Raw genomic sequence first — 24,030 nt, forward strand, 5'->3', positions numbered from 1 at the left:
TGGCGCCGGCCGGCGCCGAGTCGCGCTCCACTGCCCACGGGCTGCTGCTCGATCTGGCGAGCACGCTTGTCAGCTCGCCTTCGCTTCATCACGCGGACAACGGGCAGCCGTACGTTGACGGGTTGGCCGTGAGCATCAGCCACAGCCGCGATCTCGTGGTGGTTGCCGCGTCTCTGTCGGGTCCGCTCGGCGTGGACGTCGAAGACATCCATCCCCGCGAGGTGAGCGCCCTCGCCAACCGCTGGTTCGACCCCGCCGAACTCCAGTGGATGTCCGAGCAACCCGACTACTTGATCGCCTTCCTCCACCTCTGGACCGCCAAAGAAGCAGTCGGCAAAGCCCTCGGCCAAGGTTTGAGGAATGCGGGTCTGAAACGCCGCATGCCACTCCCGGCTGACCTCGCCCATCCAGTCCCTGCGGGACAGGATCGGCGGGAAGTGGAGAGAGAGGGCACGCCCGCCGAAGGCTTGGCGCTCCGCGCCGGTCAGGTTCCTGGGGGTGCTGGTGGGCTTGTGGTGGTGCATGTGCCTTGGGTGGGGGCGGTGGTGGCGGTGGCTGCGGGTGGTGGGGTCAGCGACGTACTTCTGACCGCGCATCACGGGGTGGCCTTGCGGAGGACTGTCGTGTCTCGGACTAGTTTTCCGGTGGTGGTTCGGGGGAGTTGATCGAGGATGCGGAGGGTGCGGGGGCGTTTGTAGGGGGCGAGGAGCTGGGCCAGTTCGGTGTCGAGGTGGGCGGCGGAGCGGGGCTCGTTGAGTTGCAGGTAGGCGGTGATGGAGCCGTCGAAGACCACGACGGCCGCCTCGACACCGCGGAGTGTGCCCACCGTGTACTCGACCTCGGTCAGGTCGACCTTCATCCCGCCGACAGATACCTGCGAGTCGAGCCGCCCCTTGATGCTGACCAGACCGGTGTCGGGATCGACCACCCCGGCATCGCGAGTGCGGAGCCAGCCGTCGGACCACCGCGGAGGATCGGACAGCCCGAGGTACGGCGATTCAGCTCGCCAGACCTGGAGCTCACCGTCGACGGCACGGACCTCGATCCCCGGAGCCGGCCGGATCGCCGGCCGGTGTTCGCCGTACAGGTCGGTGCCGATGACCCCGACCTCGGTCATCCCGTACATGTTCCCGAGCGGTACGCCGTACTTGTCCTCGAACGACTGCGACACCGCGGCCGGCACCAACTCGCCACCCGTCGTCATCCGCTTGAACTGCGGCAACTTCGGCGGCTCCTGGACCGACGCGAGCAGCCCGATATGGAAAGGCACCCCGAGAACCGTCGCCGGCGAGGTCCCCGCAGCAATCGCCTGCACGATCGCGTCACCCGTCAACCGCGCCGGCGGCACCAATTCGACCCCGGCATGCAGTCCGTAGAGCAGACCTCCGACCAGTCCGAGCACATGCACCATCGACGGCAGCAGAATCAGCCGCTCACCCCGCACAGGCACCCCGTCGATCTGCGTGTACCGCAGTACCTCCTCGACGAGATCCTCCGCCGTACGCCCGATCACCTTCGACGGCCCGGTCGACCCAGAGCTCAGCTGTACGACGGCATGCGCGGTCCCGGCCGGATGACCCGAGTAACTGGCCACATCGGTGTGCACCTCGACGAACGTCCGCAGCCCCGACTGCACCGGCCGCTCCGGCGACACCACAACCTGCGGGACCAGCCGCTCGATCGCCCGCCGCACCTCGTAGTCGGTCAGCCGGTGATCCAGCAGGATCGCCTGCCCACCACTGCGCCAGACCGCGAGCAAATGCGTGACGAAAGCCAATGAGGGCGGCAATCGTAATGCCGCCGCACCACCAGCACGAAAACCCGCGTCGCGGAGTTCCGATTGACGATCCCGAACCAATCGGCGCAGTTCCGCGCGATCAACCGGATCCGGAAGACGAAAGCAGATATCGGTGGCCGGACCGGCGAGCAGGACGTCATCGACCCACTGCGCACCCTGGGTGGTTCCGGGCACCACGACAGTACCGTGATTGGTCATCCGAGCTCCGAAGTTCGTTCTACACAAAGGATTCGAAGACCAGGACCTCCACCAAGGTCTGGCGATGACGCGACGATACGACACGATCACGCAAATGCGCTATGGACCAGAAGTGATGATCCAACTACCGTTCGCAACCTCTTGCGAAAGCTCACCTAACCGTCGAAAAGACACCGGAAACAATGCGCCATAAGGTTAGTAATTCCAGCCAGATGCAGGCGGACTGAGGGTTTACCCACACAGAAAGAAACAGTCCGCTACGACGGCACCGGACTATGCCAGAGAGATTCTTTTACCCGCATACACCCTGCGGGCGGAGCGAGACACACGGCCGCTCAGGAGGGGTGTGGTCAGGCGGAGGGCGAGGTGCCGAGGGTGGAGAGGGCTTCGGCTACTCGGCCGTGGGCGGTTTCCAGGGCGGCGCGGGCTGCTGGGATGGTGGCGCCGGTGAGGAGGTGGACGAGGGCCGGCTTCAGTTCGCCTTCGGCTGCGGCCAGGGCGGCTTCGCAGGCCTGTTCGTCGGCGCCGGTTGCCTCGGCGAGGATGCGGAGCATCCGGCCGCGGAGCTTCTTGTTGGTGGCGACCAGGTCGACCATCAGGTTCGACCAGGTCCGGCCGAGCTTGATCATCAGCGTGGTGGAGAACGAGTTCAGGATCAGCTTCTGCGCCGTACCGGCCTTCAGTCGCGTCGAGCCGGCGATCACCTCAGGCCCGGTGTCCGCGGCGATCACGATGTCGGCCAGCGGCGCCAGCGGGGCGTTCGGGTTCGACGTCACCAGCACCGTGGTCGCACCAGCCGCTCGAGCCGCCTTCAGGGCGCCGGCGACGTACGGCGTACTCCCAGAGGCAGCGAGGCCGATCACGATGTCCTGGCCGGTCACAGCGGCCGCGTCCTCAGCGCCGCCGTCCTCGGAGTCCTCGACGTTCTCGACCGCGCGGAGCAGCGCGTCCATCCCGCCGGCGTGGTGCGCGACCACCAGACCCTCCGGCGTATGGAAGGTAGGCAGCAACTCGGCGGCGTCCAGTACGGCGAGACGTCCAGACGTGCCGGCGCCGAAGTAGTGCACCCGGCCACCGCCGCGGACCGCCTCGACGGCGGCATCCACGGCCTTGGTCAACTCGGGGATGACCAGTCCGACGGCGCCCGCGACCCGCGCGTCCTCGTTGTTCACCAACTGCAGGATCTCGGACGTCCCCACCGCATCGATGGCGAGCGTCCTCGGGTTGCGCTGCTCTGTCGGTGAGGTCACAGACTCGATGTTAGTTTCCTACTGAAGGATTTTCAATTCCGTTCATCCTTGACAGAAAACTGTTGACGTCACTCAGAGCCCTTGAGCCGGTGACCACGCACCGAAGTGGCCGTCTCCTCCAGCGCCTTGCGGGCGTCCGGCAGCACCTGCTGCGCGACCCCGATGAACAGGCAGTCGATCACGGTCAGTTGCGCGATCCGGCTGGACATGGCCCCGGACCGGTACGTCGTCTCCCGGGCGGCCGTGGTCAGCACCAGATCCGCCGTCTTGGCCAGCGGCGAGCGGGGGAAGTTCGTCACCGCGACCGTGGTGGCGCCGTGCTTGGCCGCCTCCTCGAGCGCCTCGACGACCTCGACCGTCGTACCGGTGTGGGAGATGCCGATTGCCACATCGCCGTCACCGAGCAGGGCAGCGCTGGGCAGCGCGACGTGGACGTCGGACCAGGCGAACGCGACCCGCCGGATCCGGTGCAGCTTCTGCTGCAGGTCGAGCGCCACGAACGCGCTCGCACCGAAGCCGTACAGATCGACCCGAGGCGCGTTCACGACCGCGGTCACGACCTTGGCCAGGGCGTCGACGTCAACCTGCTGGGCGGTCTCACGGACCGCCCGCTCGTCGGCGAACGCAACCTTGCTGACAACGTCGGCCAGCGAGTCGCCGGGCTCGATGTCGCCACCCACCTCGGGCCGCGCACTCTCCTGCGCCGACTGGGCCGCCAACTGCAGGCGGAGCTGCGGATAGCCCGGGACGCCGATCTGCTTGCAGAACCGGATGACCGTGGTCTCCGAGGTGGATGCCACCTCGGCCAGTTCGGAGATCGTCATCGCGGCCACTCCGCCCGGGTCCGCGAGGACCGCGTTCGCCACCCGCTGCTCGGCCGGGGCCAGCGCGGGCATCACCGCGCGGACCCGGACCAGCAGCGGCCCCGTGGGTTCTGGAGAGGTCGTTGAATTCATGACAGCCACGGTACGGCGCCTATGCACGAAGTGGGGTCACCGACGCGAAAGTCTCCAACCTGAAGCGACAAATGATTCAGGCGTTCGCTCTCCGTCGAGAAGAACATCGCGTCCGTGCGTGATCTTCACACCGTCGACGTACACACCGCGGCCCTGGTACAGCGGATCCGAGGCGTAGCGCCACCGGATCGTCTGCGCACCCTCGCCGAGTTCGGCCGACACCTGGTGCCAGTGCCGGTCGCCGGAGCCGCTGATCGACCCGTCGTGGTCGATCACCGATCCCCGGTCCCGCACCGTGAACGGCAGCTTCGTCCAGGTGGTCCCGTCCGTGGACGTCTCCAGGTACAGCAGATCCGAGTCCTCTGTGTCGACGAACAGGTCGAACGCCAGCTTCGCTCCCCCGGCCGGTACGGCGACCTGCGTGGACAGGGTGGTCGTCGCGTTGTCCGTCGTACCGGAGAACCAGGCGTCCTTGCCGTGCTGCGGACCGACGCCGAGGGCCAGGGCAAGCCCTTGCACAACCGCCCGGCGGGCCGGGTTGTTGCTGCCCCAGTTGCGACTCGGGTGCACCCGGTTGGTCAGCAGGATGGCGAACGAGCGCGAGTCGAAGTCGATCACGATCGACGTCCCGGTGTAGCCGGTGTGGCCGGCCGTCCGCGGCCCGGACAGGCCACCCATGTACCAGCGCTGGTTCAGCTCGAAGCCGAGGCCGTGGTCGTTGCCCGGGAAGGCCTGGTTGAAGTTGGTGATCATCGCGGTCACCGAGGATTCCTTCAGGATCCGGGCACCTCGGTAGCTGCCGCCGTTCAAAAAGGTCTGGGCCAGAACGGCGAGGTCGTCGGCGGTGCTGAAGACGCCCGCGTGACCGGCGACGCCGTCCAGCGACCAGGCGTTCTCGTCGTGCACCGACCCCCACACCATGCCGCGCGGCGGAGCCGTTTGGTACTCGGTCGCGGCAATGCGCGGCTTCTTCTTGGGGTCCGGGTTGTAGCCGGTGTCGCGCATCTGCAGCGGCTTGGTGATGCCGTCGGCAACCAACTTGTCCAGCGTCTTGCCGGTCACCCGGTGCGCCAGCTCGCCGAGCGTGATCAGGTTCAGGTCGCTGTAGAGGTAGGTGCTGCCGGGCGGATTCTGCAGCTTCGCGGTGAGCGCCAGTTGCAGCCGTTCTTCCGGCGTCTTGCCGGTGCTCCACAGCGGCAGCCAGGCCGGGAACCCGGTGGTGTGCGTGAGCGCCTGCCGGACCGTGATGGCTTCCTTGCCGTTCGCGGCGAACTCCGGCACGTACGTCGCGATCGGGGTGTCGAGGCCGACCTTGCCCTTCTCGACCAGCTGCATCACCACGATCGAGGTGAACAGCTTGGACACCGAGGCCATGTCGAAGATCGTGTCGGTGCGCATCGGGATCTGCTGGTCCGCCGGCAGCTCCGTGCCCGCACCGTCGGCGTACTTCAGCGCCATCCCGGTGGCGGTCCGGGTGACGACCTTCCCGTCGTGGCCGAGCAGCGTGACCGCGCCGGCGTACAGCGGTTTCGCCGTACCGTTCGGGCGGGTCCAGCCGTCGACCTGGGCGAGCGCGGCGTCGATCGGCGCCGGGTCCAGGCCGGCCTTCGCCGGGGTCGAGTCACGCAACAGCGTTCCCTTCGGTGCGTAGCCGTCGTACGGCTGGTCGAACCGGCCAGGTCTGTTGCCATTGGCAACTGCAGGGCTTGCCATCGTCAGCATCACCGCAGAGGCTATCGTGAGGGCCGCGACTCGTCTCACCGCTGGGCTCCCTTGTAGAGCAGGTACTTGGCGCGCCGCGCGGTCCACGCATCGGTCTCGGACTTCCAGGCCGCGACGATCTCCTCGGCGGTCGCGTCGGCCATCAGCATGGTGCGGAACCGGTCCGACCCGGTGAGCAGGTCGATCCACCGGCCGGGCGGGTTCTCGGCCCGCCAGGTGAACTCCGGGTAGAGCTTGCGGGCCTCGACGATCATGTGCGTCGCCGCGGTGATCGCCTCAACCTTGGCCGGGTCCGTGATCTGCACCTGGACGCCGCCACAGAGCACGTTCGCGTTCTTGCTGATCGACGGGGTGAAGTACGCCTCGCGGAACTCCACGCCCGGGATGGTCTTCTGCTGCAGCGCCTGCGCCCACTTGTAGTCGACGTACGGCGCTCCGATCAGCTCGAACGGCCGCGTCGTACCGCGTCCCTCGGACATGTTGGTCGCCTCGAACAGGCACATGCCCGGGTACACCAGCGCGGTGTCCGGGGTGGGCATGTTCGGGCTCGGCATCACCCAGGGCAACCCGGTGTCGTCGTACAGCTGGTCGCGTTTCCAGTTCTGCACCTGGATGACCTGCAGCTCCTTGAGCCGGGCGCCGCCGGTGTCGAGCGGCAGGTACTCGGCATTGAACAGCCGGGCGAGCTCGCCGACCGTCATGCCGTGCTGCTGGATGATCTCCTCCTTGCCGACCCCAGAGGTGAACCCGGGCTTCATCATCGGGCCGCGTGCGTACCCGCCGACCGGGTTCGGCCGGTCCAGGACGACGAACCGCGCGCCGGTGGTGATGGCCGCCTGCATCGCCGAGTACATGGTCCAGATGTAGGTGTAGAACCGCGCGCCGACGTCCTGGATGTCGAAGACGACCGTCTCCACACCCGACTTGGTGTAGAGATCGATCAGCTTGTCCACGGTCGCGCCGTACGCGTCGTACACCATGATCCCGGTGCGCGGATCGACATGGTCACCCTCGGAGCCGCCGGCCTGGGCCGAACCGCGGAAGCCGTGCTCCGGGCCGAAGACCGCGACGATGTTGACCTTGCCGGAGGCGTGCATGGTGTCGACGATGTGGTTGAAGTCGGGCAGGATGCCGGTCGGGTTGCTGATCACCCCGACCTTCTGACCGGCCAGCGCCCGCCAGCCGTCCTTGGCCAGCACCTCCGCGCCGCTCATCACCGCCTTGCCACCGTGAGAACCACCGGCGTGAGCGGCGGGTACGTCGATCAGCGGGGCGGCTGCGAGTACACCAGCGCCCGCCAGCAAACTGCGTCGCTTCATCAGATCTCTCCTTCGGGCAGGGGCGTCAGGGACGGAACGACAGGTCGGCTACCACGGGGCGATGGTCGCTGGCCGCTTGCTCAGGAGACACCGCGACCCGCAGGACGTGCAGTCCCGTGCCGACGGTGACGAAGTCGATCCGCTTGACCGGATCGACGGCAGGATAGGTGTTCGGACCGCCGGAAGTGGTGCCGGTGGCGGTCCAGCTGTCGGTGAGCCGGGTCCACAGTCCCGCGAGCTCCGGAGCGGTCGCCTCGGCGTTGAAGTCACCGGTGAGGATCTGCAGGTCCTTGCGGCGGTCGCCGGCCAGGATCTTCACCGTGTCGCGGACCTGGGCTTCCCGGACCGACGGATCCGCCCGGTAGTCCAGGTGCGTGCAGTACACGTGCACGCGGCGGCCACGGACGTCGATCTCGGCCTCGAGGAATCCGGGCGCCGGGGCCGGCACCGGGTTCGGGTCCTGGGTGGACAGCCGGGTGATCGGGTGATTCTCGGTGCGCACCAACGGGAACCGGGAGAGTACGCCGACGCCGTACTGGCGACGCGGCTGACCGGGCGTCGGCGGGTCGAGGTCGTAGATCGGCGCGAACCCGGCATGCATCCCGAGCGTGGCGGCCAATTCGGCGATGGTGTCGCGCCATTCGCTGCGCGCGTCCCAGTGAACGTCGACCTCCTGCAGCCCGATCACGTCGGCGTTGAGCGCCTTCAGGGCCTGGGCGGTCCGGTCGAGGTCGAACACGTTGTCCTCGCCGGCCCCGGCATGAATGTTGTACGAGGCAACAGTCAGCCGGGTCTGCCGCTGGTCGAAGCTGAGGCCGTGGCCGAACGGGTGCAGGGTCACGGACGGATCGGGCTGCGCCGGGATCGCCACCGGAAGCTTGCCGGTCGGCGCCAGCTCGCCGTACAGCACCTTGGCCAGCGCTTCCATCGAGACCGCCGCGTAGCCGTAGGTGGCGAGCGTGGTCGACGCGGTCGGGAAGTAGGCGACGTCGTACGGATCGCGGACGGCGACCAGGATCACCGGCCGGCCGGTAGCGAGCAGGGCGTTGACCAGCTTCTGCTGCTTGGCCTGCTTGTCGGTGACCTCGGTGTCCCAGGCCTTCATCGTGAGTACGACGGTGAGGTCCGCGCCCGCAGCCGCCGCGACAGCATCGTCGATCTTGGCGTCGGTCGGCGTCGCACCCGTGTCCTTGACGACCGCGGTCGCCCCGCGATTCTGCAGCGCGGTCCCGAGCGCCGCCGGGGTGTAGCCCGCGACCAGGATCTTCCGCGGTGCCGGGGACAGCGGCAGCAGGCCGGCGTCGTTCTTCAGCAGGGTCGTACTGCGATCGGCGATCCGCTGGGCGGCGGCGTAGTTGGCCGGCGTTCCGACCACCTTCGCGACCCGGGACAGGTCGACGTACGGCTGTTCCACCACGCCGGTCTGGAGCTTCAGCTTCAGGATCCGCTCGACGCTCTGGTCGATCCGGGCCTCGCTGATCCGGCCGCCACGGACGGCGTCCAACACCGAGTTGTACGCGAGCCCGGGGTCGACCGGCATCAGCAACTGGTCGACGCCGGCCTCGATCGCCCGGAGCGGGATCTCGGCGTCGCCGTACTTGTCCCGCACGCCCTTCATGCCCAGCGAGTCGGTGATCACGACCCCGTCGAACCGCAATTGCTCACGCAGGATCCCGGTCAGGATCGGCTTGCTGAGCGTCGCCGGGTCCTCGGCCGGGTCAAGCGCCGGTACGACGATGTGCGCGGTCATGATCGACTGGATCCCGGCCCGGATCGCGGCCTCGAACGGCGGCCGGTCGATCCGCGTCCACTCCTCGAGTGTGTGGCTGATCACCGGGATGCCGGTGTGGCTGTCGGTCGCGGTGTCGCCGTGGCCCGGGAAGTGCTTGGCGGTGGACACGATCCGCCCGTCCCGCTGGTACCCCTTCACCTGCTCGGCGGCCAGGGCGGCGACCACCGCGGGATCAGATGAGAAGGACCGGACGCCGATCACCGGGTTCAGCGGGTTCACGTTGACGTCCGAGACCGGCGCGAAGTCGGTGCTGATCCCGACCGCCTTCAGCTCCCGGCCGCCGATGCCCGCCGCCTGCCGCGCGTACTCCGGCGACCGGGTGGCGCCGAGCGCCATCGCGCCCGGGAACTGGGTGGCTGGTGGTCCGACCCGGAACACGACGCCGTACTCCTGGTCCGTGCTGATCTGCAGCGGGATGCCACTGTCGGCCAGCGAGGCGCCCTGCAGTCCGTTGGACAGCCGGGCGATCTGCTGCGGGTCCTTCACCGAATCGGTCCAGGCGAAGTAGATCACCCCGCCGAGGTGGAACTTGCGCACCACTTCGGCCGGCGTCGCGACGCCGTACAGGCTCGTGTTGCGCGCATCGGCCGTGTCCGCTGTCGGCCCGTAGGCGTAGCAGACGAACAGCTGGCCGACCTTCTGCTCCAGCGTCATCCGGCGCAGGGTCTCGCGGACCCAACGGTCGGTACCTGCTTGGGCGGTGGATGTTCCGGCAACCGTCGTACCGGCGACTGCTGCCGCCGCGAGTCCGAGGGTCTGACGTCGGGTCAGGTGCAAGGCGAAAACCCCCACAAGTAATTGAATTACAGGCGCTCCCCCGCGACGTGTAAATTACCGACGTCGAACACGGGGGGTCAAGGGGGAACTACGAACTGACGTTAGGTAGTCGTCGGCCGTTCAACCGAAATGTCCACAGCCGGCCGGAGTTCGGCGGCTGCAGCGAGGGCTGCGTGGGCGGGGTTGTCGAGGAACTGCTTGACCAGGGCTTGGTCGGCAGGGGCGTCGACGCGGGGCAGTGCGATCTGCTCGTAGGCCGCCTGGAAGCGTGGGCCCCAGCGGCGGGTGCCCAGGCGGGCGGTGCGGGAGCAGTTGTCGACCATGTAGGCGACGTCGCGGGCGTGCATGTAGGGCAGCAGCGAGTCGACCGCCTCGATCACGGACTCGTTCACGATCTCGGACCAGGCGTGCCCGCGGGCCGCGAACTCGTCGAGTTGGGCGACCATCGTGGCCACGAACAGCCCGGCCGTGAGTGGGTCGATCCCGGCCCGCACCGACGTACGGCGGGCGTGCACCGCCGTACTGTGCGACCACATCGGGCTGCCGGCGATCGGGGACATCGGGCGGATGGCGAGCCGCTGCTCGGCCAGGATCACGCTGCGGAGTTCGGTGCCCTCGGCAACTTCATCGTAGATCTCGGCGACCAGGTCGCGCGCCGGTTGATAGGCGGCGGAGTAAGCCCGGTCGAACAGGTCCTCGTCACCCGCGGCCGCCCGCACTGCCGCCAGGCCCGAGTCCGAGATCGTGCGCGCGATCGGGCCGGTGATCGACTCGGTCGATCGTTCGTACGCCGTCACCGGATCGGCGCCCGCGATGACGAAATGACGATAGAGCGCCTCCACCAGACCATGCACCGCGCCGAGCAGGATGGCACGCTCACCGACGATGTCGGACCGGTACTCGTCGGCCAGCGTAGTGGCGAACGTGTACGGCGAACCCAGGCCGATCGACCAGGCCAACGCGCGATCCGTCCCGTGACCGTCCGGGTCGGCGTGTACGGCGATGCTCGCGTTGATGCCGGCCCCGTTGACCGTCGCACCCTGCTCGTACAGGCGGCGTACCGAATCGCCCATTCCCTTCGGGCACACGGCGATCACGGGATGCCCGGCGGGGAAGTCGCTGCCGATCGACTGCAGATGACCGAGCAGGAAGCCGTGCGACAACCCGATCGTCGTACCAGGCTTGAGCACCGCGAAGATCTTCTCGTGCTCGGCCGCGAGGGCCGCGTCGGCGATGAGCAGGATCACCAGGTCCGAGTCCGCGGCGACCGCCAGCCAATCCCCGAGCGTGCCGTTCTCCTCGGTGAAGCCATGCGCGCGGGCATCGTCCGCCGATCGCGAACCCGGCCGCAGCCCGACGGACACGACCACCTCGGTCCGGGCCAGCGAGTCCCGCAGATTCTGGGCCTGGGCGCTCCCCTGCGGCCCCCAGCCCAGGACGCCGATCCGCCGTACGCCGTGCAGGGCCTGCGGCAGCAGCGGGAACAGGTCACGGCCGCCGCGGACGATCGTCTCCGTACCGCCCGGAACCGTCATGGTCTCGGTCCGGAAGACCGATGAGGTGAGGGTGCTCATGACCTTCAGTTAAGGTCGGTCGCACGTATTGCAGCAAGCGCGACATCTGCACCGGGCCGTTGCAGGAGGTGAAACATGGAGCATCGCGAGCTGGAACTGTTCCTGCATCTCGCCCGCACGCTGAACTACGGGCGCACCAGCCTCGAGTGTCACGTCAGCGCCGCAACCCTGACCAGAACGATCCAGCGACTCGAGGTCCGCGCGGGCTCTCGACTCCTCGACCGGGGTCCGCGCGGCGTCGTACTCACCGCTGACGGTCAACGCTTCACGGCGTACGCCGAGCAATCGCTGGCGCTGTGGGACGACTATCGGGCCGGCGCCGACGAGCCGGCCGAGTTGGTTGGCGAACTGCGGATCTTCGCCACCGTCACGGCCTGCCAAGCGCTGCTGCCCGATCTGCTCGCACCGCTGCGGGCAGCGCATCCGCAGATCCGGCTCGATGTTCGCACCGGCGACGCGGCGGCCGCGTTGGCCAGGCTCGACGAGGGCGAGGTGGACGTCGCGGTCGCCGGCATCCCGAAGCGGCTGCCGCAGTCGATGGTGACCCGGACGGTGGCCGTGACCGACTTGGTGCTGGTCAGGAGCCGGACCGGCCTCGCCGACGGTCCGTTCGTCGTACCGGCGCGTGGGTTGGTGCGCGAGGCGGCGTTCCGTTGGTTCCGCAAGCGCGGCGTGAAGCCGGTGATCGCGGCCGAGCCGGACGGGCACGAGGCGCTGCTCACCCTCGTGGCGCTCGGCTGCGGCACCGGCGTCGTACCGCGGCTGGTTCTCGAGTCCTCTGCCGTGCGCGACCGACTCGTCGAGCTGCCCGCGGATCCGGCGCTCGATCAGCTCACGATCGGGATTTGCGCGCGCCGCGCCGACCTGCGGCGGCCTTTGGTTGCGGCCCTGTGGGAGCTGCGACCGTAGCGCCGGGGTACAGCTTGGCCGGGACCAGTTGGGGTGGGAGGGGGTCTGCGCCTTCCAACTGGCGGATTAGTGCCTCGGTGCCGAGCTGACCGAGCTCGGGGCCGGGAGTTCGCATGATGGTGAGCTCGGGGTTGGTCAGGGCCGCCATCTCCGGCGCCATCAGCAGCGGGAGGACCGAGATGTCGTCGGGGATCCTGCGGCCGAGACGGCTCAGACCCGCCACCGACCCGAGCGCGGCGAACTCGTTGACGATCATCACCGCGGTCGTGTCCGGGTGGTTGTGGATCAGGCGCGCCATGGCTTCCTGACCGGCCTGGGTCGAGCCGGAACACTCCATCACCACAGTTTCCAGCCCGTACTCCGGCGCGATCCGGCGGTACGCCGCCTCGGACCGGACGTAGGGACCGTACGTGCTGAACAGCGGATCGGTCAGGTTGCCCGAGACCAGCACGATCCTCCGATGGCCGAGACCGTGCAGGTGCGCGACCGCATCCTCGACCGTCTGATCGAAGTCGATGTCGACGTGCGAGAGACCTTCCAGCGCGCTCGTCCGCCCGATCATCGCGAACGGCGTCGCCAACTCCTGCAGAACCGTCACCCGCGGGTCGTCCAGCTGGACCTCCATCAGTACGACGCCGTCGACCAAACCTTGCCCGAGCAGCTCCGTCAGCTCGGTGCCGTCGTTGCCGACCGGCCAGAGGACCAGGTGGTAGTCCCGCTCACGGGCCGCGTTCGCAGCGCTGGTTAAGAACTCGGTCGCAGAGAACCCGAACTTGTGGTCCAGGGCCGGATAGGCCATCGCGATGATGTGGGTCCGCCGGCTGGCCAGCGCGCGGGCGACCGCGTTGCGGCGGTAGCCGAGCTCGGCCATCGCCTGCTCGACCCGCGCCCGGGTCGCCGCGGTCACCGGCTTGGTGTCGTTGAGCAGGAACGACACGGTCGCGATCGACACGCCTGCACGGTCCGCGACGTCCCGCATGGTGACCATCGAATTCCTTCCCGTCTGAACCCTTGACAGCAGTGTGACCCAAGGAACATAGTCCTGGGACATCTCAGTTAAGCGGTTTACTCCCCCTTAGAGCAAGCGACCGGAAATTTCTCACAGCCCGTGGTTAAACGCTTTGATCGAAGGAGCCCGATGTCATGATCAGCAAGCGGATCGCCGCCGTGCTGGCCGGTGCGACGACCGTGTCGCTCGTGCTGGCCGCCTGCGGCAGCAACGGCGAGGACTCCTCGTCGGCCTCGTCCGGGGACAGCGTCAAGAGCCTCACGATCCTGGACTACTACAACAACGACCCGGACAAGTCGCTGGTGCAGAAGGGTCTCGACTCCTGCGCGAGCCAGCTCGGCATCACCATCCAGCGGGAGACGGTGCCTGGTGACACCTTGATCCAGAAGGTGCTGCAGCAGGCCTCGTCGAAGACCCTGCCCGACGTCCTGATGCTCGACAACCCCGACGTACAGCAGATCGCCGCGACCGGCGCGCTGGCGCCCCTGAACGACATGGGTCTGAGCGGCGACGGAGTCATCCAGGGCATGGTCGACGCGACGTCGTACGACGGCAAGCTCTACGGACTGGCGCCGGTGACCAACACGATCGCGCTGTTCTACAACACCCAGATGCTGCAGGAGGCCGGCGTCCAGCCGCCGAAGACGTGGGACGAGCTCAAGGCGGCGGCCAAGAAGCTGACCAAGCCCGGCCGGTACGGCATCGCCTTCAACGCCAACGCGACGTACGAAGGGTCCTGGCAGTTCCTGCCGGCGATGTGGACCAACGGCGGCGACGAGACCGACCTGAACACCCCGCAGGTGAGCGAAGCGCTGCAACTGTGGGTCGACCTGGTGCAGTCGGGTTCGGCGTCGAAGAGCGTGATCAACTGGACCCAGGGCGACGCGAAGGACCAGTTCGTGGCCGGCAAGGCCGCGATGATGGTGAACGGGCCGTGGCAGATCCCGTCGCTGGAGAAGTCCCCGAACATCAAGTGGGACGTCGTCACGTTCCCGCTGAACAAGCCGGATCAGACCCCGGTCGCGCCGCTCGGTGGTGAGGCCTGGACGGTCCCGCTGAACAAGGACCAGGCCAAGCAGCAGAAGGCGGCCGACTTCGTGAAGTGCCTGAACTCGGACGAGAACGAGCTGGCCTGGGCGAAGGCCCGGTTCACCATCCCGACCAAGACCGCGCTGCTCGACCAGTACGTCAAGGAAGTGCCGTCGATGAAGGCCTTCACCGAGCAGGTCAAGACCGCTCGCTCGCGGACCGGCAAGCTCGGCGAGAAGTGGCCGGAGGCCGCGAAGGTGATCTACCAGGCCATCCAGCTGGCGCTCACCGGTAAGGCCTCGGCCCAGGACGCCTTCAAGCAGGCTGCCGGCGGCTGACGTGGCCCAGGCAACGATCACGCGGACGACGGACGCGCGCGGCACGGGACCTGTTCGCAGGTCCCGTGGCCGGCGCCACCGCGGTGAGGATCTGACCAAGATCCTGTTCGTCCTGCCGGCTGCGGTGGCGATGATCGCGCTGTTCGGCTATCCGGTGGTGAAGAACCTGCTGATGAGCCTGCAGGACTACACCCTGAAGACGTTCTTCACCGGTGCCGCCCCGTGGGTCGGGCTGAGGAACTACAGCGCGGTCGTGACGGACAACCTGTTCTCCGACGCGATGGTGAACACGGCGTTGTTCACCATCGGCTCGATCGCGTTCCAGTTCGTCATCGGGTTGGCGCTGGCGCTGTTCTTCCACCGGCGCTTCCCGCTCAGCGGCGTACTGCGGTCGTTGCTGCTGCTGCCGTGGTTGCTGCCGTTGATCGTGTCGAGTGCGACCTGGCGATCGATCCTCGAGCAGGACAGCGGGATCCTGAACCGGACGTTGTCCTGGTTGCATCTGATCAACGAACCCGTGCCGTGGCTGAACTCGCCGTCGGTCGCGCTGATCGCGGTGATCGGGGTCAACATCTGGATCGGCATCCCGTTCAACGTGACGCTGCTGTACTCCGGTCTGTCCGAGATCCCCGAGGAGTTGTACGAGGCCGGCCAGTTGGACGGCGCGACCGGCTGGCGCGCGTTCCGGTACATCACCTGGCCGAATCTGCGGGCGGTCGCGAGTGTGCTGCTGATGCTCGGGGTCGTCTACACGATCAAGGTGCTGGACATCATCCTCGGCCTGACCGGCGGTGGACCGGCGAACGCGACGCAGACGCTGGCGACCCAGTCGTACGAGCGGTCGTTCATCGACTTCAAGTTCGGTGAGGGTGCGGCGCTGAGCAACATCCTGATCGCGATCTCGTTCCTGTTCGCGATCTTCTACCTGCGCAGCACCCGCCGCGCTGTCGACGAGTAGGGAGGTACGACGATGAACGATTCGGCCGTCCGTCGCGCGGTGTACACCGTGATCGGCGTACTGATCCTGGTCGTGATGCTGTTCCCGGTCTACTGGATGCTCAACGCGTCGCTGCAACCGTCCGGGAACACGCTGACTGCCGGCTTCCTGCCGTTGCACCCGACGTTCAGCGGTTACGAACGGGCGCTCAGGGAGCAGGGCGGAAACCTCGTCACGAGTCTGATCATCGCGACCGGGACCGTCGTACTCAGTCTCGCCATCGCGACCCCGTGCGCCTATGCGCTCTCGCAGTTCCGGTCCCGGTGGGTGTCGGTCGGGCTGCTGGCGATCCTGATCTCGCAGATGATTCCGGGGATCGTGATCGCCAACGCTCTGTACACGGCGTACGAGCGGATCGGGCTGCTGAACTCGATCCCGGGCCTGATCCTGGCGAACTGTGCCAGCGGTATCCCGTTCGCGATCCTGATCCTGCGCTCGTTCATGCTCTCGCTGCCGCCGTCGCTGGTGGAGGCCGCGCGGGTGGACGGCGCCGGGCTGTTCCGGGCGTTCGTCGCGATCGTGCTGCCGATCAGCAAGAACTCGCTGATCACCGCGGGACTGTTCAGTTTCCTGTTCTCCTGGAGCGATTTCCTCTTCGCGCTGACGCTGACCACCAAGGGCGGCATCCGACCGGTGACGCTCGGGATCTACCAGTACCTCGGCACCCAGGTGCAGAACTGGAACGCGGTGATGGCGACCGCGGTGCTCTCGGCGATCCCGGCCATCGTGCTGCTGGTCGCCGCACAGAAGTACATCGCCGCCGGCGCCATCGGCGGAGCCGTCAAATAACCCTTACGGACAAGGACTTTCACATTATGACGATTCGCGTACTCGTCTGGGGCGAGAACCGGCACGAGCAGGTCGAGCCGCACGTCGCCGAGATCTACCCCGACGGCATGCACAGCACGATCGCGGCCGGGATCGCGGAGAACCTCGGCGACGCCGCCAAGGTCGAGACGACCACTCTCGACGAACCCGAGCACGGCCTGACCGAGGAGGTGCTGGCCGGCACCGACGTACTCGTCTGGTGGGGTCACGCCGCGCACGGCGAGGTCGACGACCAGGTGGTCGAGCGCGTGTACCAGCACGTGCTGTCCGGGATGGGCCTGATCGTGCTGCACTCGGGCCACTGGTCGAAGATCTTCGGCAAGCTGATGGGGACCTCGTGCACGTTGCGCTGGCGCAGCGAGCGGGACCGCGAGCTGGTCTGGACGGTGAACCCGACGCACCCGATCGCGCAGGGTGTGCCGCACCCGATCGAGATCGAGCAGCAGGAGATGTACGGCGAGTTCTTCGACATCCCGGTGCCGGACGAACTGATCTTCGTCTCGTCGTTCTCCGGCGGCGAGGTGTTCCGCTCCGGCTGCACGTTCCGCCGCGGGCACGGGAAGATCTTCTACTTCTCGCCGGGTGACCAGGACTTCCCCGTGTACCACCACAAGGACATCCGCAAGGTGATCGCGAACGGTGTCGAGTGGGCCATGACGGACCGGCCCGAGCGGGCGGTCCCGACGCTGCTGCGGTACGAGACCGGTGACTTCTTCAACGGTCACGGTTACAAGGGTCCGATCGAGGAGCCTGCGGATGCCTGAACCCCTGCGCCTTGTCCAGGCCGGCGCGGGCGGCATGGGGCGCGCGTGGCTTCGTACGATTGCCGACAATCCGGATGTTGACCTCGTCGGGCTGGTCGATCTCGATCTCGAGGTCGCCCGGACAGCTGCGGATGAGCACGGTTTCGGCGCTGTCCCCGTGGCAGCTTCGATCGACGAACTCGGCGTCGAGGCCGATGCGGTCATCGACGTGACGGTGCCGCTCGCGCATCCGAAGGTCAGTGTGGATGCCTTGCTGCGTGGGCTTCCCGTGCTCTGCGAGAAGCCGCTGGCCGAGTCGGTCCGTGAGTGCCTGGCGATGGTCGCGGCGTCGGAGGTCAGCGGGAAGCTGCTGATGGTCTCGCAGTCGCGCCGCTACTTCCGGGCCGGGTCCGCGTTCGGCCGGCAGATCGCCGAGCTCGGCACCATCGGGTCGCTGTCCTGCGAGTTCTTCAAGGCCCCGCATTTCAGCGGCTTCCGGGAGCGGATGGCCGAGCCGCTGCTGGTCGACATGGCGATCCACCAGTTCGACCTGGCCCGCAAGCTGATCGGCTCCGAGCCGGTGACGGTGTACTGCGAGTCGTACAACCCGGAGTGGAGCTGGTTCGACGGCAACGCGGCCGCCAGTGCGGTGTTTGCCTTCGCCAACGGAACCCGCTTCGCCTTCACCGGCAGTTGGTGCGCGCCCGGCCTGGAGACATCGTGGAACGGTCGCTGGCGGGCGAGCGGACGCGACGGTACGGCGACCTGGGACGGCGACAACCCGCCCGTCGCCGAACTCGCCTCCGGCGAATCTCTGCCGGCAATCCTCGTCGACGACCCGGAGCAGATCGCCGGGTCCCTGGTCGAGTTCGTCGACGCGGTCCGCGAGTCGACGATCCCGCAGTCCGAGGTGCACTCCAACGTGATCAGCGTCGCCATGGTGGAGGCCGCCGTACGCTCAGCCTCTCTCGGTACGCCGGTCCGCGTGGCCGACGTACTGGAGTCGGCCTATGCCGAAGCCCTGACGACCGTCCAGGACCCTGCCCTGCAGGCAGCTCTGCAGGCCTGGCCCGACGTACTGAAGACGGTCGGCCTGCACTCCTGACAACGCAACGCCGGAGAAACTGCGGGGGTTTCTCCGGCGTTGTGTGTTCTTCTCAGAGTTTCAGTGAGGTTGCGACCACGTCGGCGAGCGCGTGGGCGATCTCGTGGGCTGCGTCGGAGGACTCGGCCTCGACCATGACGCGGACCAAGGGCTCGGTGCCCGACGGGCGGAGCAGAACGCGACCGGTGTCGCCGAGGCGGGCGGTTGCCTCGCTGACAGCGGACTGCACCGTCGGGTCGGAGGCCGCGCGGGACTTGTCGACGTTCTTCACGTTGACCAGGACCTGAGGGAGGCGGGTCATCGCGCCGGCCAGGTCGCTCAGTGTCTTGCCGGTCTGAGCGAGCCGGGCGAGCAGCATGACCGCGGTCAGCGTGCCGTCGCCGGTGGTGGCGTGGTCGGACAGGATCACGTGCCCGGACTGCTCACCGCCGAGCTTGTGACCGCCGGCCTTCATTGCCTCGAGCACGTACCGGTCGCCGACCTTGGTCTGCTCGACCGCGATCCGCTCCCGGACCATCGCCTGGACGAAGCCCAGGTTGCTCATCACGGTGGCGACCACGGTGTCGTTGGACAATCGGCCGCTGTCGCGCATGGCCAGCGCCAGGATCGCGAGGATCTGGTCGCCGTCCACGAGTTCGCCGTTGGCGTCCACGGCCAGGCACCGGTCGGCGTCGCCGTCGAGGGCGATGCCGAGATCGGCACGGTGACCGAGCACCTCGCGCTGCAGTCCCTCCAGGTGCGTGGATCCGCAGTCCAGGTTGATGTTCAGCCCGTCAGGCGCAGCGGCGTGCGTGATCACCTCGGCACCGAGCCGGCGCAACGCCTCCGGCGCAGTCTCGGACGCGGCCCCGTTGGCGCAGTCGATCACGACCTTGATGCCGTCGAACCGGTTCGGCGCGGAACGGACCAGATGCGAGACATACGTCTCGAAGCCCTGGCCGTCCTCGAGCACCCGGCCGACGGCCGCGCCGGTCAGGCGCTGCCACTCCTCGTTCATCCGGGCCTCGATGGCGTCCTCGATCACGTCGTCGAGCTTGATCCCGCCGCGGGCCAGGAACTTGATGCCGTTGTCCGGCATCGGGTTGTGGCTGGCGGACAGCATCACGCCGAGATCGGCGCCGGTCGAGCCGGTCAGGTACGCCACGGCCGGAGTCGGCAGGACGCCGAGCTTGACCACGTCGACGCCGGCGCTGGCCAGACCGGCCACCACGGCGGCTTCCAGGAACTCACCACTGGCCCGTGGATCCCGCCCCACAACGGCGCGTGGCCGGTGCCCTTCGAAGGCACCGGCCTCGCCGAGTACGTGAGCTGCCGCGACCGAGAGGTCGAGCGCCAGCTCCGCGGTCAGGTCCACGTTCGCCAGGCCACGGACTCCGTCCGTGCCGAACAAACGCCCCATCAGGTGATCAGCGCTTGCTGTACTGAGGCGCCTTACGGGCCTTCTTGAGTCCGGCCTTCTTGCGCTCCTTGATCCGCGCGTCGCGGGTGAGCAGGCCGGCCTTCTTCAGACCCGGGCGGTTCGCCTCGAGGTCCGCCGCGTTCAGGCAGCGGGCCACGCCGAGCTGCAGCGCACCGGCCTGGCCGGTGATGCCGCCGCCGTTGATCCGGGCGATCACGTCGTAGGAGCCCTCCAGGCCCGCGACGACGAACGGCTCGTTCACGTGCTGCTGGTGCACCTTGTTCGGGAAGTAGACGTCCAGCGGCTTGCCGTTGACGGTCCACTGTCCGGTGCCGGGCACGAGGCGGACGCGGGCGACGGCCTCCTTGCGGCGACCGGTGGCCGCGGCCGGGTTGATCACCGCGACCCGACCCGTCTCGGCGCGCTGCTCCGGAGTCGGGTTCGTCTCGGAGGTGTAGGCGACCGGGCCCTCGTTGTCGATGGGGACCTCGGCGTCGAACTCTTCGGTCTCGGTGGTGATGTCGCTCACGCTGAAATTCCTCGTTTACCTGGCTCGTCGATCGCTTACTGGGCGATCTGGGTGATCTCGAACGGCTTCGGCTGCTGGGCGGTGTGCGGGTGCTCCGGACCGGCGTACACCTTCAGCTTGGTGAGCAGCTTCCGGCTCAGGCGGTTCTTCGGCAGCATGCCCCAGACAGCCTTCTCGACGGCCTTGCGAGGGTCCTTGTCGAGGATCTCGCCGATCGGCGTGGCCGTCAGACCACCCGGGTGACCCGAGTGGCGGTAGGCCAGCTTGTCCGTCCGCTTGGTGCCGGACAGGGCGACCTTGGAGGCGTTGATGACGACGACGAAGTCGCCGCCGTCCACGTGCGGCGCGAACGTCGGCTTGTGCTTGCCGCGCAGCAGGGTGGCGATCTGGACGGCGAGCCGACCGAGCGTGACGTCGGTGGCGTCAATCACGTGCCACTCACGGGTGACGTCAGCAGGCTTCGGGCTGTACGTGCGCACGGTCGTTGACCTTCGTTTCTCAGAGGTTGACAAAACTGGGACGTCGGCGAGCGGTCCGCCGACGTGGCAAGGACCTGGAACGCACAACAGCAGCCCAGAATACCGGCGTCGGCACCCTGGGGTCAAAGCGAGCCCAGACCCGCAGGAGACCCCGGCTTGGAAGGAGTCGAGGACAGCACTAGTTTAGCCGTGAAGAATCAAGTCCGAACCCGCGTCCCGCCGGCTGACGATAACCCTCACTCACCAGGCGATGACGCCAGCTTCCGAAGAGGGCATTGTGACCGAACAGTCGCTCACCGTCCGGGACAACCGGACCGGCAAGGACTTCGACCTTGCCATCACCGATGGCACCATCCGTGCCGCCGACCTCAAGAAGATCAGCGCCACCGACGGCGACGGTGGCCTGGCCACCTACGACCCGGGCTTCGTCAACACCGCCTCCTGCCGCTCCTCCGTCACCTTCATCGACGGCGACAAGGGCATCCTCGAGTACCGCGGCTACCCGATCGAGCAGCTCGCCGAGCAGTCGAACTACCTCGAGGTGGCTTACCTGCTGGTGAACGGCAAGCTGCCGAACAAGGCGGAGTACGAGGCCTGGGCGCACGACGTGACGTATCACACGTTCGTGCACGAGAACCTGAAGACCTTCATGCAGGGCTTCCGGTACGACGCCCACCCGATGGGCATGCTGCTGGCCTCGGTCGGTGCGCTGTCCACCTTCTACCCCGAGTCGCGCAACATCTTCGACGAGGAGTCGCGGGCGCTGCAGATCCGGCGGCTGATCGCGAAGATGCCGACGCTGGGCGCGTTCGCGTTCCGGCACGCGCAGGGCAAGCCGTACGTGTACCCGGACAACGAGCTGAGCTACACGGCGAACTTCCTGTCCATGCTGTTCAAGATGAGCGAGCCCAAGTACGCCGCCGACGACCGGCTCGTGCGGGCACTGGAGATCCTGTTCATCCTGCACGCCGACCACGAGCAGAACGCCTCCACCAACGCGGTCCGGGCGATCGGCTCCACCCAGGTCGACCCGTACACGGCCGTTGCCGGCGGCATCGGTGCGCTCTACGGCCCGCTGCACGGCGGCGCCAACGAGGCGGTGCTGAAGATGCTCCGCCGGATCGGCTCGGTCGACCACGTCCCGTCGTTCATCGAGGGCGTCAAGAACGGCGACGAGCGGCTGATGGGCTTCGGTCACCGGGTCTACAAGAACTACGACCCGCGGGCCAAGATCATCAAGAAGGCCGCCGACGACGTGTTCGAGGTGACCGGGATCAACCCGTTGCTGAAGATCGCCGTCGAACTGGAGAAGATCGCGCTGGAGGACGAGTACTTCGTCTCCCGCAAGCTCTACCCGAACGTCGACTTCTACTCCGGCCTGATCTACGAGGCCCTGCAGTTCCCGCCGGAGATGTTCACCGTCCTGTTCGCCATCCCGCGCACGTCGGGCTGGCTGGCCCAGTGGCTGGAGATGCTCGGCGACGGCGACCAGAAGATCGCCCGCCCCAAGCAGATCTACACCGGCGAACGAGGCGTCCAGTACGTCCCCATCGGCGACCGCTGAATCGACCAACAGAACGGCCCCTCCCCGGAGGGGCTGTTCTTGTTTGCGGGAGGTGGTGGTGTCTTGAGGCCAGATTCCGCCTGGGGGTTCGCCCCACCGGGCTGACCTACAGCTGTGGTGCTCGCGGGGATATCCATGGAGGTGTCGGGTTCTCCGGTGGTGTGTGAGGGGACAACCCCTCACTCAGAGGGTTATCCCAGGCGGTTCCGTCGCGAACTCAGCTGGGTGGCGTGAGTGGGGAGCGCAGGCCGAGCCATTGTTCGGCGTTCCAAGCCTCGAAGCGCTCTAGTTCGGTGAAGCCTAGTTTTGCGGCTAGGCGCATTGAGTTGGTGTTGGCGGACTGAGTGGTGAGCACGACCGGCTCGCCGGGGAGGACGTTGTCGAACCAGTCGAGTGCCGCGGTGCACGCCTCGGCGGCGTACCCGAATCCCCACGCCCGCGGCAGGAACAGGTAGCCGAGCTCGGCCTTCCCCGCGGCAGCCGGGCGACTGTGCCCGGTGGCTCTGCCGAGAAGGACCTGGCCGATCATCGCGCCGTCGAGATCGACGACGAAAGCCCCCGGACGCCGCCCGGGCACCTCAGGGATCTCGCGCTCGAGCTCGTCGCGGGGGCGGGGACCGCCGAGGTAGGTGTTCACCTCTGGCGAGGCAAGCAGTTCGACGAACGCCGCACGGTCCCGCGCCCCGGCCTCACGGAGTACGAGCCGCTCGGTCTTGATCGGCTCAGGCGGCCACGCCACGAGTCCCAGATCTTCCACCCGCGCACGCTAACAAATGGTCAACCAAGACAGCCGACGTCCTTCTCGCTGGCCGCTGCGCCAACTACCGGGCAGATGTAGCTTCGGCTGGTGGAGACGTTGGTGGGGAAGGTTGCGCTGGTGACGGGGGCCAGTCGTGGGGTGGGGAAGGGCATCGCGCTCGGGCTCGGTGAGCAGGGGGCGACGGTCTATGTGACGGGCCGTACGGAGAGCGGCGGGGCAACCCCGACGCCGTTGCCCGGCACCGTGCAGGAGACGGCCGAGGAGGTCACCGCCGCCGGTGGGCGCGGGGTCGCGATCGCATGTGATCACCGCGACGACGAGCAGACGAGGCAGGCAGTACGCCGGGTCGTGGCCGACGCCGGCCGTCTCGACGTACTGGTGAACAACGTCTGGGGTGGCTACGAGTACTTCTGGGACGGTACGCCGTTCTGGGAGGAAGCCGGCTTCTGGACCCAGCCGATCGAGCGCTGGGACTCGGCGTTCCAGGCCGGCGTACGCGCGCACTACGTGACCAGCGTGGCGGCGGCGCCAACGATGGTCGCCCAGGGCTCGGGCCTGATCGTCAACGTCTCCTCGGAGGGCGCCGAGAAGACCGACACCGGAGTCGCATACGGCGCGGCGAAGGCAGCGACCGACCACATGATCGCCTGCATGGCCCACGAACTCCGCGACCACGGCGTGACCGCGGTGTCGTTGTACCCCGGCCTCGTACGAACCGAGTCGGTCCTGCGCGCAGCGGAGTACATCGACCTCACCGTCTCCGAATCCCCCCAATTCGTAGGCCAAGCAGTAGCGGCCCTGGCCGCCGACCCCCAGGTTCACCAGTTCACCGGCCAAGTCCTCCGCACGTCCCAGCTGTCGCAGCACTACAACGACACAGACGTCCACCATCCAGGCGCCTGAAGCCTCACGCGGCGTTCACCGCGACCGTGGATCCGTTCGGTGGACCAGGGGT

The 24,030-nt window shown here is 67.6% G+C and carries 21 protein-coding genes; 9 read left to right on the forward strand and 12 right to left on the reverse strand.

Translation table 11 applies throughout. From position 1 onward, the window contains the following. Positions 1-221: 221 nt before the first annotated feature. Positions 222-665 (forward strand): 4'-phosphopantetheinyl transferase superfamily protein, encoded by a 444-nt coding sequence (locus E0H73_RS48435; RefSeq protein WP_420323436.1) that lies wholly within the window; start codon positions 222-224, stop codon positions 663-665. Here the strand turns inward: E0H73_RS48435 and E0H73_RS25690 are convergent. The 7 genes from E0H73_RS25690 to E0H73_RS25720 form a co-directional block, all read right to left on the reverse strand. Continuing rightward, on the reverse strand, positions 596-1,996 hold the full coding sequence (locus tag E0H73_RS25690) for a class I adenylate-forming enzyme family protein (RefSeq protein ID WP_131360911.1): 1,401 nt from the start codon (positions 1,994-1,996) through the stop codon (positions 596-598). The two genes, E0H73_RS48435 and E0H73_RS25690, sit on opposite strands and share 70 nt — an antisense overlap. A 350-nt stretch (positions 1,997-2,346) precedes the next feature. Next, the gene (murQ, locus tag E0H73_RS25695) at positions 2,347-3,246 is read right to left on the reverse strand and encodes an N-acetylmuramic acid 6-phosphate etherase (RefSeq protein ID WP_131360912.1); all 900 of its coding nucleotides are present in this window, start codon (positions 3,244-3,246) and stop codon (positions 2,347-2,349) included. Positions 3,247-3,314: 68 nt separating this feature from the next. After that, positions 3,315-4,202, reverse strand: a complete 888-nt coding sequence (locus E0H73_RS25700) for a MurR/RpiR family transcriptional regulator (protein WP_131360913.1) — start codon at positions 4,200-4,202, stop codon at positions 3,315-3,317. A gap of 36 nt (positions 4,203-4,238) precedes the next feature. After that, positions 4,239-5,924 carry a serine hydrolase domain-containing protein gene (locus tag E0H73_RS25705; protein ID WP_131360915.1) on the reverse strand — a complete coding sequence of 562 codons (1,686 nt, stop codon included), beginning with the start codon at positions 5,922-5,924 and terminating at the stop codon, positions 4,239-4,241. A gap of 35 nt (positions 5,925-5,959) precedes the next feature. Further along, a complete protein-coding gene (locus E0H73_RS25710; RefSeq protein ID WP_131360917.1) occupies positions 5,960-7,243 on the reverse strand; it encodes an exo-beta-N-acetylmuramidase NamZ family protein in 1,284 nt (427 codons plus the stop codon). 25 nt (positions 7,244-7,268) lie between these two features. Continuing rightward, positions 7,269-9,812, reverse strand: a complete 2,544-nt coding sequence (locus E0H73_RS47355; RefSeq protein ID WP_131360920.1) for a glycoside hydrolase family 3 N-terminal domain-containing protein — start codon at positions 9,810-9,812, stop codon at positions 7,269-7,271. 101 nt (positions 9,813-9,913) lie between these two features. Then, on the reverse strand, positions 9,914-11,386 hold the full coding sequence (locus E0H73_RS25720) for a ketol-acid reductoisomerase (RefSeq protein WP_131360922.1): 1,473 nt from the start codon (positions 11,384-11,386) through the stop codon (positions 9,914-9,916). A 75-nt stretch (positions 11,387-11,461) separates the two neighbouring features. Between E0H73_RS25720 and ilvY the strand changes: the two genes are divergently transcribed. Continuing rightward, positions 11,462-12,295, forward strand: a complete 834-nt coding sequence (ilvY, locus tag E0H73_RS25725) for an HTH-type transcriptional activator IlvY (protein ID WP_131360924.1) — start codon at positions 11,462-11,464, stop codon at positions 12,293-12,295. On the opposite strand, the gene E0H73_RS25730 is transcribed toward ilvY, so the two are convergent. Further along, positions 12,219-13,283, reverse strand: a complete 1,065-nt coding sequence (locus E0H73_RS25730) for a LacI family DNA-binding transcriptional regulator (protein ID WP_131360926.1) — start codon at positions 13,281-13,283, stop codon at positions 12,219-12,221. The genes ilvY and E0H73_RS25730 overlap by 77 nt on opposite strands. Positions 13,284-13,438: 155 nt before the next feature. Here E0H73_RS25730 and E0H73_RS25735 point away from each other — a divergent pair, with 155 nt between their 5' ends. The 5 genes from E0H73_RS25735 to E0H73_RS25755 are packed head-to-tail and all read left to right on the forward strand — an operon-like array spanning position 13,439 to position 18,344. Continuing rightward, complete coding sequence (locus E0H73_RS25735) at positions 13,439-14,671, forward strand: sugar ABC transporter substrate-binding protein (RefSeq protein ID WP_131360928.1); 1,233 nt, start codon at positions 13,439-13,441, stop codon at positions 14,669-14,671. A 1-nt stretch (position 14,672) separates the two neighbouring features. Next, the gene (locus tag E0H73_RS25740) at positions 14,673-15,629 is read left to right on the forward strand and encodes a carbohydrate ABC transporter permease (protein WP_131360930.1); all 957 of its coding nucleotides are present in this window, start codon (positions 14,673-14,675) and stop codon (positions 15,627-15,629) included. Between the two features lie 12 nt (positions 15,630-15,641). Beyond that, entirely contained in the window at positions 15,642-16,457 is an 816-nt protein-coding gene (locus E0H73_RS25745) for a carbohydrate ABC transporter permease (RefSeq protein WP_131360932.1), read from the forward strand. 26 nt (positions 16,458-16,483) lie between these two features. Further along, positions 16,484-17,260, forward strand: a complete 777-nt coding sequence (locus tag E0H73_RS25750) for a ThuA domain-containing protein (protein ID WP_131360933.1) — start codon at positions 16,484-16,486, stop codon at positions 17,258-17,260. After that, a complete protein-coding gene (locus tag E0H73_RS25755) occupies positions 17,253-18,344 on the forward strand; it encodes a Gfo/Idh/MocA family protein (RefSeq protein ID WP_131360935.1) in 1,092 nt (363 codons plus the stop codon). Before E0H73_RS25750 ends, E0H73_RS25755 begins: the two co-directional genes overlap by 8 nt. Positions 18,345-18,396: 52 nt before the next feature. Here E0H73_RS25755 and glmM read toward each other — a convergent pair whose 3' ends face one another. The 3 genes from glmM to rplM are packed head-to-tail and all read right to left on the reverse strand — an operon-like array spanning position 18,397 to position 20,751. Beyond that, positions 18,397-19,743, reverse strand: coding sequence for a phosphoglucosamine mutase (gene glmM / locus E0H73_RS25760; RefSeq protein ID WP_131360937.1), 1,347 nt, complete (start codon positions 19,741-19,743; stop codon positions 18,397-18,399). Positions 19,744-19,750: 7 nt separating this feature from the next. Further along, a complete protein-coding gene (gene rpsI / locus E0H73_RS25765; RefSeq protein ID WP_131360939.1) occupies positions 19,751-20,272 on the reverse strand; it encodes a 30S ribosomal protein S9 in 522 nt (173 codons plus the stop codon). Positions 20,273-20,307: 35 nt separating this feature from the next. Beyond that, positions 20,308-20,751, reverse strand: a complete 444-nt coding sequence (gene rplM, locus E0H73_RS25770; protein ID WP_131360941.1) for a 50S ribosomal protein L13 — start codon at positions 20,749-20,751, stop codon at positions 20,308-20,310. Between the two features lie 277 nt (positions 20,752-21,028). Between rplM and E0H73_RS25775 the strand changes: the two genes are divergently transcribed. Then, complete coding sequence (locus E0H73_RS25775; RefSeq protein ID WP_238162916.1) at positions 21,029-22,315, forward strand: citrate synthase; 1,287 nt, start codon at positions 21,029-21,031, stop codon at positions 22,313-22,315. 217 nt (positions 22,316-22,532) lie between these two features. Here the strand turns inward: E0H73_RS25775 and E0H73_RS25780 are convergent, their stop codons facing one another. After that, positions 22,533-23,072 (reverse strand): GNAT family N-acetyltransferase, encoded by a 540-nt coding sequence (locus E0H73_RS25780; RefSeq protein ID WP_131360945.1) that lies wholly within the window; start codon positions 23,070-23,072, stop codon positions 22,533-22,535. Positions 23,073-23,162: 90 nt separating this feature from the next. On the opposite strand from E0H73_RS25780, the gene E0H73_RS25785 reads away from it, so the two are divergent. Continuing rightward, positions 23,163-23,978, forward strand: coding sequence for an SDR family NAD(P)-dependent oxidoreductase (locus E0H73_RS25785; protein ID WP_131360947.1), 816 nt, complete (start codon positions 23,163-23,165; stop codon positions 23,976-23,978). The last annotated feature ends 52 nt before the right edge of the window (positions 23,979-24,030 follow it).

The sequence above is a fragment of the Kribbella pittospori genome, from assembly GCF_004331465.1.
Taxonomy (GTDB): Bacteria; Actinomycetota; Actinomycetes; order Propionibacteriales; family Kribbellaceae; genus Kribbella; species Kribbella pittospori.